We start from the raw sequence: 13,288 nt of genomic DNA, 5'->3' as shown, positions 1-13,288 counted from the left end.
CGTTACTGAATCGCGGTTCAGTAAACTTCTGCTGCGGTCTGACCCCGATGCCCTCCTGGAGGCCCTATGTTCATGGACATCACGTGGCAGGATTCTGTCACCGGCGCACTCGGCTACGTCGTCATCGACACCCTCGTGCGCGGCACGGCCTCCGGTGGACTGCGCATGCGCAAGGGTTGCACCCTCGAAGAAGTGCGCGGACTGGCTCAGGGCATGACGCGGAAAGAAGCCATCCACTTGCGCGAAGGCCGCCACTACGTCCCGGTCGGCGGGGCGAAAGGCGGGATCGACTTCGACCCCCGCGCACCGGGAGCCAAAGACGTCCTCGAACGCTTCCTCGTCGCCATGAACCCGATCATGCGCACCTACTGGGCCCTCGGCGAAGATCTCGGAGTCCGCCAGGACGACATCGACGAGATCCTCGCCCGTCGCGAGCTCGGCTCCGGACTCTCCGCCGTGAACAAACTCGTTGATGATCCGGACGCCGTCGAAGCCCGCGCGAACACCGCATTCTCCACGATCGTCGACGGCGTCGCTCAGGACGAACTCGTCGGCGGACTCGGCGTGGCCACCTCGGTGATCGCCGCACTCGAAGCCGCCGGCCGGAAACCCAGCGAATCCACCGCCGTCATCCAAGGCTTCGGCTCCATGGGCGGAGCCACCGCCCGCTACCTCGCCGAGGCGGGACTGCGCATCGTCGGCATCGCCGATGCCGACGGGTTCGTCTCCAACCCGGACGGACTCGACGTCGAAACCCTGCTCGCCAGCCGCGACCCATTCGGTGGAATCGACCGTGCCCGACTGCGGCCGGCAGACCACGACGGTGACCGCGACGATTGGCTGGCCGCCGCCACCGACGTCCTTGTCCCCGCCGCCGTCAGCTACGCGATCACCGCAGACAGCTGTGACCGGATCCGCGCCGAACTCATCGTCGAAGCAGCGAACATGCCCGTCCTGCCCGCCGCCGAAGAGAAGCTGCTGGCCCGCGGAGTCACCGTGGTCCCGGACTTCCTTGCGAACTCCGCGACGAACGCCTGGTGGTGGTGGGTGACCTTCGGCGACGTCGACGGCAGCTGGGACGACAGCCGCGCCCTCGTCACCACGACCCTGCGCGACCTCACCACCGAGGTGCTCACCACCGCCCGCGACCAGGGCATGGGCCCACGTCAGGCCGCCCAGGAAAAGGTCGACATGAACCTCGTGAAACTCGCGGACCTCAGCCCAGCCCCCGCCTCGGTGCCGGAAAGCTAGCGGCATGGATGCCTTCTTCGATCCCGGCAGCGTGGCCGTCCTCGGAGCATCGAACGATTCCAGCAAATGGGGATTCTGGCTCGCCGCCGGCGCACTGCGCGGAGCCGACCGCCGCAGCGTCCACCTCATCAACGCGAAGGCCGCCTCGATCCAGGGCCACCCCACCTTTGCGCACTTGGGCGAACTGCCGGAGGTGCCCGAACTCCTCGTCGTCTCCGTGCCCGGCCCCACCGTGGCAGGAGTCGTCGCCGAGGCGCTCGAGCTCGGGGTGCGCGCCTTCCTCGTCATCTCCGCACGCGTGCCCGATGCGGCCGGGCTGGCCGCCACCATCCGAGCCGCCGGCGGACGTCTCATCGGCCCGAACTCGCTGGGCCTCGTCGATTCGAGCAACGACCTGCTCCTGGCCTGGGGCAACTTCACCCCCGGCTCCTTAGCCGTGGTCACGCAGAGCGGGCAGCTCGGCACAGAGATCGCGACTCTGTCGGCCCGCAGCGGACTGGGCATCTCCCGCTTCGCCTCGATCGGCGGGCAATCCGATGTCCGCGCCGCCGAGATCCTCACCGCACTCGTCGACGACCCCGCCACCACTCAGGTCGCCCTGTACCTCGAATCCTTCGCCGGCGGCCCCGCCCTCGTCGCCGCGCTCAAAGCGCTGCGGGCAGCAGGGAAGCCGACGATGATCCTCACCACCGGAGCTTCCTCGGCGGGCGCGCGGATGGCGAAATCGCACACGGGTTCGCTGACCTCGACGATGGACGCCGTCGATGCCGCCTGCCGCGCGGCCGGGGCCATCCGGCTGAATACCCCCGGCCAGCTCGTCGAACTCGCCGGCTTCTTCACCACCGCGTGGCTGCCGGCCGGCCCACGCATCGCCGTGCTCTCCGACTCCGGCGGCCAAGGCGCGATCGCCGCCGACACCGCCGAGAACTGGGGACTCCACGTGCACGAGCTCAACTCAGACACCGCAACCCGAATCGGTGCCGCACTGCCCGAAGCCGACCACATCGACAACCCCATCGACCTCGACGGGGCCGGAGAGAAGAATCTCGATACCTACGCCGACCTCACCGAGGCGCTGCTGGCCGACCCGGACATCGACGCCGTCGTCCTCAGCGGCTACTTCGGCTGCTACGGCCAAGACGTCCCCGAACTCCTCGAGACCGAGCTGCCCGTCGTCGAACGCTTCGGCCGGATCGTCGCGGAGGCGAAGAAGCCCGTCATCGTCCATTCGATGAGCGCGGACTCGCAGGCCGTGACCCGACTGTGGGAGCTCGGCGTCCCCGCCTACACCTCGATCGAGGCCGCCATGCGCGTGCTCTGCCGTGCCGGCTTCTACGCCGCCCACTCCGGCCGACTCACCGACACCCAGGACGTCACCGGCACCGTCACCCCATGGGGGACCGGATACGCCGCCGCCCGCGACGTCATCGCCACCGCCGGTGTTCCCGTCCCCGCCGCCGTGAGCCTGGGCAGAGGCAGGGAACCGGCCGAGGTGGTCCCGGGCTCCGGACTCCACCCGCCGTTCGCCCTCAAGGCCGGATGGCCGGCGCACAAGACCGAAGTCGGCGGCATTGCCCTCGGGCTGAACGATCTCAGCGCCGTCGAGGAGGCCTATGCGGACATGGTCGGCCGCCTCGGTGACGGCGAGTACATTCTCGAGGAGATGGACACCCGCGATCATGTCGTCGAGATCCTCGTCGGCGGTCGGCAGGATGAGAACTTCGGGCCGCTGGTCATGGTCGCGGCCGGCGGAACGGAGACCGAACTCTTTGCCGACACGTGGCTCGAACTGGCGCCCGTGTCGCATACCGAAGCGCTCGAGATGATCTCGCGACTGAGCTGCTCGCGGCTGCTGACCGGGTGGCGGGGACGACCCGCCGCCGATATCGACGGACTCGCCGAAGTCATCGTCTCCGTCTCACGGCTGGTCGCCGGCAGCAATGACATCGCCGAGATCGAAATCAACCCCGTGCGAGTCGCCCCTGATGGGGCGGTTGCCGTCGACGCACTCGTCGTGACCACAGAGAACCCTGACAGCGAGGAATGAGAATGGAACAGATGACCATCACCGGCGGTGCCCACCTGGCCCGCGCGCTCCAGGCCGAGGGGATCACCCGCGTGTTCGGGATCCCCGGCACCCACAACCTCGAGATCTTCGCGCAGCTGAGCGCCCACGGCATCGACATCGTCTCTCCCCGCCACGAACAGGGCGCTGGGTACATGGCCGACGGCGCCGCGCGCACCACCGGAGAGGTGCAGGTCATCGTCACCACCACCGGTCCGGCCGCGCTCAACGCCCTGACCGCGCTGCTGCAGTCATTCACCGACTCCGTACCGGTCCTCCTCATCACCCCGGGCATGCCGCTGACCCACCCGGGCCGCGGCAACGGGCTCCTCCACGAGGTGCGCAACCAGGAGGCGGCGCTGTCCGCGGTCCTCACCGAAGTCCACCGCGTCACGAGCCCCGGCGAGGTGTCCCTGGCCGTCGGACAGACCCTGTCGGCGATGCGTTCGGGACGCAAGCGGCCGGCCGCCATCGAGATTCCGCTCGACCTCATCGAAACCACCGGACCCGGCCGCCTCCACCCGTCGGTGACCCGTGCCCTGCCGGCCCCGGTACAGACCCAGATCGACACCGCCGCCGAGGCGATCGCCGCCTCGAAGCGCCCTCTCATCATCGCCGGCGCCGGCGCGCTCGGCGGGGGTGCCGGCACAGAGATCGAAGCGCTGGCGGACACGCTCGGGGCCGGGATCCTCCTGTCCTCGAACGCCAAGGGACTCGTCGATGATCGGACGGTGAGCTGCCTCGGCGCTGTCGGGTTCCTCGAAGTGCTGCCCGCACTCCTCGGCGATGCCGAGGCCGTCATTGCGATCGGCACCGAATTGGCGTCCAGCGATTTCTGGCCCGAGCCGCTGTCGCTGCCCGACACCGTCGTGCGCATCGACATCGACGAGGTGCAGATGCTCACGAACGCGGCCGTGACCCACCCGATCCTCGCGGACGCGGCCGCCGCGGCCGCTGATCTGAATACTCGTGTGGCGGGTCTGCGGACCGCCGCCGATGCGGCCACCGCACGGGACTGGACGGCCGGCTGGAAGGCACGGACCGCCTCGGCGGCGGAATCCGAAGGGCGGCCCTGGGTCGAGCTCTCGGCAGCGCTGACTGCGTTCGCGGAAGCCGACGACACTCCGCTCATCGTCGCCGCGGATTCGACGATGGCCTGCTATTACGGAGTGCAGACCGGGTGGGCGGCTCGGCGCGGTGACCGGTTCCTCTACCCGGCGGGGGCGGGAACGCTCGGCTACGGACTGCCCGCCGGAATCGGCGCGAAACTCGCCTCACCCCGAGCCCGAGTGGTTGCCGTCGAAGGCGACGGCGGGTCGATGTTCACCATCGCCGAACTCGCCGCGGCCGTGCAGGCCGGCGTGCGGATGACGCTCATCATCGTCGACAACGGCGGGTACGGCGAGATCCGCAACGAGATGGAAGACCGCGGCGATACGCCCTCCGGCGTCAAGCTCACCGGACCCGACTTCCCAGCCCTCGCGCAGGCGATGGGCGCCCGAGGCATCCATGTCGACGGCTCGCAGGAGCTGCTGGACGCCCTGACCGACGCCGAGTCAGCGGAGGGTCCGACGCTCATCCACATCACAGAGAACTCACGGGCCGGGGCGGACATGCTTCGCCGGTGAGGCGGGCGCGCCGGCGCCGCTGTCGTCAACCGGTGAAGAACGAAGGACTTCGGTCGGGCGCAACGGCGCGTCCGACCTGCACACGAATCTGAAGGAGATCAGCATGAGCTACACACCTTGGCCGCTGTCGGAAGAACAGCATGACATCCTCGACCTGGTGCGCGGATTCGCCGCGGACACGATCCGGCCCGCCGGACGCCGCGTCGACGAAGCCGACACCGAATCGCCCGTCGACATCTTCCGGGCCGCCGCCAAGCTCGGGATCACGGACTTCATGGTCCCCGAGGAGTTCGGCGGCGGCGGGTTCACCGATGTCTTCACCCAATGCCTCGTCCAGGAGCAGCTGTGCTTCGGCGACCCGGGCATCGGGAACTTCGTGTGCTCGAACGGGTTCTTCGCCGATCCGATCCTCGCTCTCGGCACCGATGAGCAGAAGGAGGCCTGGCTGCGCCCCCTGACCGGATCGGAGCCGGTGATCACCGCACTGGCGACGACGGAACCGGGATCCGGATCGGACTCGGCTTCGATCATCACACGCGCGGACGCCGTCGACGGCGGATACGTCCTCAACGGGCAGAAGGCGTGGATCTCCAATGCCGGACTCGCGGACTACTACGTCGTCTTCGCCAAGACCGACCCGACTCAGCGCTCACGCGGAATCAGCGCCTTCCTGCTGCCGCGCGAGACCGAGGGGATGGAGTTCGGGGCGCCGATGAAGAAGATGGGCCAGCGGGCGATCGTGTGCCGGGAGATCTTCTTCTCCGACGCATTCGTGCCCACGTCGGGCCGCCTCGGCGAGGAAGGCAAGGGCTTCTACGGCCTCATGCGCACCTTCGACATCTCACGGGTCGTGCTCGGGGCGGCGGCCCTGGGCACGGCGCGGGCGGCATTCGAATACGCGCGCGACTACGCGCACGAGCGCATGCAGTTCGGGACGAAGATCATCGACCACCAGGCCGTGGCCTTCCGCCTGGCCGACATGTCCTCACGCATCGATGCCGCGTGGCTGCAGGTGCTCAACGCCGCACGGATGCTCGACGCCGGGGACGCGGTGGAGCGGCAGAAGATGACGGCCGCGGCGGCGATGGCGAAGCTGAACGCCTCGGAGACGGCGATGTTCTGCACCTGGGCGGCGGTGCAGACGCTCGGCGGCTGGGGCTACTCACGCGAACACCCGGTCGAACAGTGGATGCGCGACGCCAAACTCGAGGAGATCGAAGAGGGCACCTCGGACATCATGCGGCTGCTCATCTCGCGCAACCTCGGCTGAGGAGCGGACAGGGGCTCATGTGTCATCGAGACGGGTCGGTCGTGTCTTCGACGGGCTGATCAGCGGAAAAGGGAATAGGACTCGGGAAACCCTTGTTGTCCGAGATGAGACCCTGGGATAGGGTCGAAATGAAGCCACCGATGTGGTGGTCATCAAATCTCATCAGGAGGAATCTCATGGCTGAGCAGTACACACTTCCGGAACTGCCCTACGACTACTCCGCTCTCGAGCCGCATATCTCGGCTCGCATCATGGAGCTGCACCACGACAAGCACCACGCCACCTACGTCAAGGGCGCCAACACCGCCGTTGAGCAGCTGGCCGAGGCCCGCGAGTCCGGCAACCTCGCGAACGTGCCGAAGCTGACCCGCGACCTCGCATTCAACCTCGGCGGACACGTCAACCACTCGATCTTCTGGAACAACATGTCCCCGGACGGTGGAGACAAGCCGGTCGGTGAACTCGCCGCAGCCATCGACGACCAGTTCGGTTCGTTCGACAAGTTCCGCGAGCACTTCACGACCGCAGCCACCACGATCCAGGGCTCCGGCTGGGCCGTCCTCGTCTACGACCAGCTCGGCGGAAACCTCTTCATCGAACAGCTCAAGGACCAGCAGTCCGACATCCAGCTCGGCGGCACCCCCGTTCTGCAGCTCGACATGTGGGAGCACGCCTTCTACCTCGACTACCAGAACGTCAAGCCCGACTACGTCAAGGCCTGGTGGAACATCGTCAACTGGGCCGACGCCGGCGCACGCTTCGACCGCGCTGTCGCACAGACCAAGGGCCTTCTCCTCGGCTGACCCCAATTGCTACCTGACGGCGGCCCAGCTACCTCGCGCGAGGTAGCTGGGCCGCCGTCACGTGTGTGGAGGGAAGAGATCCGGCGCCGAGGCGGCCGGAGACGTCGGCGCCTACGAGATCGACGCCCGTGCCGACGGCCCACACCTCCCTCTCCGAACCACCTGACGGGGTCCCAGCAACCTCGCGCGAGGTTGCTGGGACCCCGTCACGTAGTAATAAAGGGCGGTGGGTGAGCGGTGACGGTGGTCGAGTCGCTAGACTGGCGTGCGGAGATCGCCGGGATCATCACACAAGGAGTCAAAGACACATGAGCATTCGCGTAGCCGTCATCGGAGCCAAGGGGCGGATGGGATCCCACGCCGTCGAAGCGATCGAGAACGCCGAGGGCATCGAACTCGTCGCGGCACTCGGCAGCAGCGATTCGCTCGAGACCCTGCTCGATGAGGACATCGACGTCGCCGTCGAACTCACCGTGCCCAAATCCACCGAGGACAACGTCACCTTCCTCGTCGAACATGACATCGACACGGTCGTCGGCACCACCGGCTGGGACAACGACCGCCTGGCCCGGCTGTCATCGACACTCGAGGCTCATCCGCAGACCGCGGTGCTCATTGCCCCGAACTTCTCGATCGGTGCGGTTCTGGCGATGCGCTTCGCCGAACTCGCCGCCCCCTACTTCGACTCCGCCGAAGTCGTCGAGATCCACCACACCCGCAAACTCGACGCACCTTCGGGCACCGCGAACCACACGGCCCAGCGCATCGCCGCGGCCCGCAACGCCGCCGGACTGCCCGCTGTGCCCGACTCGACGGAATCCGACCCGCAGGGTGCCCGGGGTGCCGTCATCGACGGCATCCATGTCCACGCCATCCGCCAACAGGGCATGAACGCCCACGAGGAGATCCTCTTCGGCTCCGACGGCGAGGCACTGACCATCCGCACCGACTCGCATTCCACCTCGGCGTTCATGCCCGGCATCATCACCGCGGTGCGTTCGATCGCCGATTACACGGGGCTCATCCACGGCCTCGAGAACATGCTCGACCTCTGATGTCGAAGGCCAAGATCGGGGCGATCATCGTCTCCGTCGTCCTCGTCTTCTACTTCGTCCTCATGGGGCAGCGGGCGTGGATCCTCGTGCGCGAACCCGACCTCATCCCGCGCATCATGGGCATCGCCCTGTTCGTTCTCCCGCTCATCGGCGCGTGGACGCTCACCGTCGAACTCATCTTCGGAGCACGGACCGAGAAGCTTGCCCGCATCCTCGGCGCCGAAGGCGGACTGCCCGTCGACGATCTGCCGCGCACGCCGGGCGGGAAGATCATCCGCGAAGCCGCCGATCGGGAATTCGTGAAATACCAGGCCGAAGCCGAATCCGCCCCCGAAGACTGGCGCTCCTGGTTCCGACTCTCGTGCGCCTATGACGCCAGCGGGGATCGCAAACGCGCCCGGGCGACGATGCGGAAGTCGATCAGCCTCTTCCGCGAAGGGCAGAAGCAGGGCGCCTGAGCGAAGACGCCCGAATAGTAGCCGCGATTCCGCCTTCCAAGGGTCCGCGCGAGTTGACGCACATCTTCCACAGCAGCGGGACGAGCACGAAGACCAGTGCGTGGATCGAGTATTCCGTGGTCTGCTCGGCCACGGTCGCCGCACCTTCGACCGGGTCGCCGACGATCTGCGGCCGGGTGATCTCAAGCAGCACCACATGTGCCGCGTAGACGCTCAGGGGCATCGATCCCGGTGCCGACAGCGGCGCGAGTGCCCAGGACCTGCGTCCCAACAGCACCGCGGCGGCCTGGCACGCCGCGATCGTCATCACCGCGGTCCCGCCGGTGGAGAGCAGGTCGAACGGTGTGCCCGAATGCGGTCCGGCGATTGCCAGCCACCACCACGAGGTCGCGGGAGTTACCCCGTAGCTGCCGGTGAACAGCGCCGCGCTGAGATCGATGCCCCACATCTGCGAGTCCTGCACGAGCGCGGCATCACCGCCGAAGACGTTGAGCAGGATCCAGGAGGTGCCGCGCCCGAGGATGAATAGTCCGAGTCCGGCAGTGAACAGTCCGAGCAGATGCCTGTCGATGTCGAGCTTGGCCACGGCCATGCCCAGCAGACTGTAGGACATCCACTGCAGCACGGGGTAGTAGCCGGTGAGGAGGAGATCTGTGAGCATCGTCCCCGGAGTCGCGAAGTCGAAGAAGCCCATCGGCAGGTAGCTCGGCTCGAGGAAGTACGTCGACCGCACGAGCATCGAGACCGCGGGGGAGATGAGCATCCACGCCCCGGCGATCGCGAACAGCGCACCGGCCCGCAGACGCAGGAACACCAGAGCGAGGGCGAACATGATCCCGTAGTTGACGAGGATGACCGCGAGCAGCGTGGAGATCGACCCGAGGCACAGTCCGACGAGCACGATCGCCGCCGCCCGGATGAGCACGCTCGGCGCCGCATCGCGCAGCCGTCCCCGTTCGGAGAGCCGCCCGCGGGTGGACAGGACCAGTGAACAGCCCGCGAGGACGGCGAAAAGCGCCGAGGCGCGACCGGCGAAGACCGCCGCCCAGGTCGGCATCCCCGTTTCGTCGGCCAGCGCGAAGATATGGGTGACCATCATCGCCAGCAGTGCGATCCCGCGGGCGACATCGAGTCCGATGAGTCGACCGGCGGGGCTGAGTCGGTCAGCCACCATCGCCGAGGCGGTGGCCGGGTCAGATCCGTGCCCGCGGTGGGAGTTCGCCTGCTGAGAGCTCATGGAACGATTCTCACACGAGTTCAGGGCAACCGTGGCCGATGCCGGATCGGCCACGGCATCTTTATGCCATGACTGCCACGGCGCCGTCCCCTGCCTCTCGGATCTGTGCGAGGACGAACCCTTGCCGCCATTCGTCATATGGTGATATGAATAACGGGGTCAGCCGCATCCTCGAGTGATCAAGGACGATCATGTCTCAGCTGTTCCCGCACCTCTTCGAACCCATCGCCCTCGGCCCCCTGACCGTCCGCAACCGCATCGTCTCCTCCGGCCATGACACCGTCCTCGACGATCACGGTCACATCGGCGACGATCTCGTCGCGTACCACGAAGCCCGCGCGCAGGGCGGAGCCGGACTCATCGTCCTGCAGGTCTCCGGCGTCCACGAAACCGCCCGCTACACCAGCCACGTGCTCATGGCCACCGACGAATCCTCAGTGCCCGGATATCAAGCCGTCGCCGAGGCGGTCCACCGCCACGGTGCCACGATCTTCGCTCAGCTCTTCCACCCGGGCCGGGAGGTCATGGACGGTGAGCGCGGCATGGCCCCGCGAGCCAAAGCCCCCAGCGACGAACCGCAGGAGCGATTCAAGGTCGTCCCCGAAGCGCTGACCACCGCCGAGGTCAAAGACATCATCGCCGGATACGGCCGTGCCGCGAAACGCATCACCGACTCCGGCATCGACGGCGTCGAGATCGTCGCCAGCCATGGCTACCTGCCGATCCAGTTCTTCAATCCGGGTGTCAACACCCGCACCGACGAATACGGCGGCAGTCCGCAGAACCGCCGCCGGTTCCTCGCCGAGGTGGTCGCAGCCGTCCGCGAATCAGTCGGTCCCGACGCAGTGGTGGGCCTGCGGATTTCCGGAGAGGAGAAGACCGAAGACGGACTCGTCGCCACCGAGATCCTCGATCTCATCGACCATCTCGACGGCCTTGACCATGACGGCCGCGACTGTCTCGACTACTACTCCGTGACCGCCGGCGATTCCTCGACCCTGCAGGGAGCAGTCCATATCGTGCCTTCGATGCAGGTCGAGGCCGCTTATGCGACGAACCTGTCCGAGCAGGTCAAGAAGATCACGGATAAGACCGTCATGGTCGCCGGCCGCATCAACCAGCCCCATGAAGCCGAAGCGGCCATCGCCGAGGGCCGCACCGACATGGCGATCATGACTCGCGCGATGATCTGCGACCCCGAGATCGCGAACAAATCCCAGGCCGACAGAGTCGACGAGATCCGTGCCTGCATCGGCTGCAACCAGGCCTGCATCGGTCATTTCCAGCAGGGAGTGCCGATCTCGTGCATTCAGTACCCCGAATCCGGTCGCGAACTCACCTTCCTGCCCCGACCCCGCGTTCGCGCCCGAGACAAGGTCCTCGTCATCGGTGGGGGACCCGCCGGACTCAAAGCCGCGGCCGTCGCCGGCGAACAGGGCGACGAGGTGGTGCTGTGCGAGAAGGAGCCCCACCTCGGCGGAGCTGTGCTGCTGGCTCAGGAACTTCCGTATCGATCCGAATTCGGGGGAGCTGCGACGAACCTGACCGCCGAGGCGGCCCGCGCCGGCGTCGACATCCGCACCTCGACGCCGGTGACCCAGGCGTTGATCGACGACATCGTCCCCGATCACGTCATCGTCGCCACCGGGGCCCAGCAGCGGCTGCCCGCGCTCGAGATCGCCGACGATTCTCTCGTCATCGGAGCCCGCGACTATCTGCGCGAGGACCCGAACCTGCCGACCGGCCGGGTGCTCGTCACGGATTGGAAAGGCGACTGGATCGGCCTCGGCATCGCGCTGCGATTGGCCGAGGCCGGCCGGCACGTGACCTTGGCGACCGCGGCGAACTTCGCCGGTGCCGCCATCCAGCAGTACACGCGCACCCTGCTCGTCTCTCAAGCCCTGCGGACCGGGCGCATCGAGTTCCTGAACGACGCTCGGCTCGTCGGAGTCGACGCCGACACCGGGTATCTGCAATCCACGCTGTGCGAAATCGTCCACGAGGTCGCAGACGTCGCCGCGACGATCGTCTCGGCAGCACCGCGATCGGTGCCGGTCGATCTCGACTTCGGGACCGCCTCGGTGACGGTGATCGGCGACGCGCTGGCCCCGCGCACGGTCGAGGAAGCCGTGTACGAGGGACTCACCGCGGCCACCGAGATCGCAGCCCGGCAGCGGACTGTTCCGGCATGAGTCCCCGTCCTGCGCAGCCGCCCGAACGGGCCGAAGCGAAGAGATCAGCGATCATCCGGGCCACCCTCGACGTCATCGTCGACCGTGGGCCCGCCGCCGTGCGACTGGCCGATGTGGCGAGTGCGGTGGGCATGTCGGTCGGGACCGTGCAGTACTACTTCGCCTCACGCAATGAGCTGCTCGCGCAGTCGTTCTCATCTCACACCGCGACCGTGCTCACCGACATCGAGAAGATCGCGAATGCTCGCGAGGACAACCGTGGACACACCGCGCGGCATCGCCTGCACACCGCCTTCGCCGCCATTCACGAGGTCGGCAGACACGAGCAGCGATCCCGGATCTGGCTCGAACTCGTCACCGTCGCCCGCACCGACCGGGGGCTGCAGAACTGCGTCGACGCCGTCTTCGACGGCTGGCGGGGACTGTTCCGGCAGATCATCGACGACGGGGTGGAAAAGGGCGAGTTCCGCCTCGGCGGGCTCACCGTGGCCGAGGTGGTCGACACGTTGACCGCGATCATCGACGGCTTCGACCTCGCCACCGTCGCCGGGCACGGACCGAATCCGCGGACGATGGCGCGTATGCTCATCGAAACCGCCGACAAGCTGCTCGAAAGCTGAGAGGAAGAGCGTCGAGATGAGTGAAGAAGTGTTTAGCCCCGCTCGGATCGCCGACGCCGGTCTCGACGACTGGAGGCAGCTGGCTGGCCCGATCCGTGCTCGATTTCTCCCGCGGAGCTTCACCGATGCGGCGGCCTTCGTCAGCCGCACCAGCGAGCTCCCCGGTGCGGTGACCCATCCTCCCGAAGTCCTCCTCGCCGGCGGCCAGGTCATCATCACTCTGACCAGCATTGACGCTGGGGGCGTGACAGCTTCCGAGATCGACCTCGCACGAGAGATCAGCGCCATCGCAGCCGATGTCGGACTGCCCGCGGACACCACGCATCTCATCCAAGCGGAATTCGCTCTCAACACTTCGGCCAGCGATCGTGTGTCACCGTTCTATGCGGCTCTCCTCGACGGTGTGCCGGCCGGCATCCACTCGAACGGTGATCTCGTCGACCCCAGCGGACAGGTGAATACGCTTCTGTGGTGGCAGGAACCCAAGACCGACAGCCGGTTCCCATTGCCGGACTCAGTCGTCGACCAACGCTGGCATCTCGATGTGTGGGTCAGCCACGATGAGGCAGAGGGAAGGATCGCCGCTGCGATATCGGCCGGCGGACGCCTTGTCTCTGATGCGGCGGCTCCCTCGTACTGGGTCCTCGAAGACCCGGACGGCAATCGGGCATGCGTGTGCGCACCGATGATCGTCTAGGCCCACGGGGCG

General features: G+C 67.2%; 11 protein-coding genes. 10 read left to right on the top strand and 1 reads right to left on the bottom strand.

Annotation, left to right across the window (positions count from 1 at the left end):
* Positions 1 to 66 precede the first annotated feature (66 nt).
* From EB836_RS08410 to EB836_RS08380, 7 genes are all read left to right on the top strand, one after another.
* Positions 67 to 1,251 (top strand): Glu/Leu/Phe/Val dehydrogenase dimerization domain-containing protein, encoded by a 1,185-nt coding sequence (locus EB836_RS08410; RefSeq protein ID WP_135539378.1) that lies wholly within the window; start codon positions 67 to 69, stop codon positions 1,249 to 1,251.
* Positions 1,252 to 1,255: 4 nt separating this feature from the next.
* Complete coding sequence (locus EB836_RS18655; protein WP_135539376.1) at positions 1,256 to 3,298, top strand: acetate--CoA ligase family protein; 2,043 nt, start codon at positions 1,256 to 1,258, stop codon at positions 3,296 to 3,298.
* A gap of 2 nt (positions 3,299 to 3,300) precedes the next feature.
* Positions 3,301 to 4,944: a thiamine pyrophosphate-dependent enzyme gene (locus tag EB836_RS08400; protein ID WP_240689738.1), complete on the top strand. Its 1,644-nt coding sequence runs from the start codon at positions 3,301 to 3,303 to the stop codon at positions 4,942 to 4,944.
* A 103-nt stretch (positions 4,945 to 5,047) separates the two neighbouring features.
* Entirely contained in the window at positions 5,048 to 6,214 is a 1,167-nt protein-coding gene (locus EB836_RS08395) for an acyl-CoA dehydrogenase family protein (protein WP_135539375.1), read from the top strand.
* A 176-nt stretch (positions 6,215 to 6,390) separates the two neighbouring features.
* Positions 6,391 to 7,017, top strand: a complete 627-nt coding sequence (locus tag EB836_RS08390) for a superoxide dismutase (protein WP_135539373.1) — start codon at positions 6,391 to 6,393, stop codon at positions 7,015 to 7,017.
* Positions 7,018 to 7,325: 308 nt separating this feature from the next.
* Positions 7,326 to 8,072 carry a 4-hydroxy-tetrahydrodipicolinate reductase gene (dapB, locus tag EB836_RS08385; RefSeq protein ID WP_135539371.1) on the top strand — a complete coding sequence of 249 codons (747 nt, stop codon included), beginning with the start codon at positions 7,326 to 7,328 and terminating at the stop codon, positions 8,070 to 8,072.
* Entirely contained in the window at positions 8,072 to 8,530 is a 459-nt protein-coding gene (locus EB836_RS08380; RefSeq protein ID WP_135539369.1) for a tetratricopeptide repeat protein, read from the top strand. Before dapB ends, EB836_RS08380 begins: the two co-directional genes overlap by 1 nt.
* Here the strand turns inward: EB836_RS08380 and EB836_RS08375 are convergent.
* Positions 8,493 to 9,767 carry a heparan-alpha-glucosaminide N-acetyltransferase domain-containing protein gene (locus tag EB836_RS08375; RefSeq protein WP_135539367.1) on the bottom strand — a complete coding sequence of 425 codons (1,275 nt, stop codon included), beginning with the start codon at positions 9,765 to 9,767 and terminating at the stop codon, positions 8,493 to 8,495. The two genes, EB836_RS08380 and EB836_RS08375, sit on opposite strands and share 38 nt — an antisense overlap.
* 191 nt (positions 9,768 to 9,958) lie before the next feature.
* On the opposite strand from EB836_RS08375, the gene EB836_RS08370 reads away from it, so the two are divergent.
* Genes EB836_RS08370 through EB836_RS08360 form a run of 3 tightly spaced genes read left to right on the top strand, consistent with a single transcriptional unit; the run spans position 9,959 to position 13,276 of the window.
* Entirely contained in the window at positions 9,959 to 11,959 is a 2,001-nt protein-coding gene (locus tag EB836_RS08370) for an FAD-dependent oxidoreductase (protein WP_135539365.1), read from the top strand.
* Positions 11,956 to 12,579: a TetR family transcriptional regulator C-terminal domain-containing protein gene (locus tag EB836_RS08365; RefSeq protein WP_135539363.1), complete on the top strand. Its 624-nt coding sequence runs from the start codon at positions 11,956 to 11,958 to the stop codon at positions 12,577 to 12,579. The genes EB836_RS08370 and EB836_RS08365 overlap by 4 nt, the downstream gene beginning before the upstream one ends.
* Before the next feature lie 16 nt (positions 12,580 to 12,595).
* Complete coding sequence (locus EB836_RS08360; protein ID WP_135539361.1) at positions 12,596 to 13,276, top strand: VOC family protein; 681 nt, start codon at positions 12,596 to 12,598, stop codon at positions 13,274 to 13,276.
* The last annotated feature ends 12 nt before the right edge of the window (positions 13,277 to 13,288 follow it).

Source organism: Brevibacterium sp. S111, assembly GCF_004745075.1.
In the GTDB taxonomy this organism is placed as follows: domain Bacteria; phylum Actinomycetota; class Actinomycetes; order Actinomycetales; family Brevibacteriaceae; genus Brevibacterium.
This window is presented reverse-complemented; position numbering and strand designations above follow the sequence as displayed.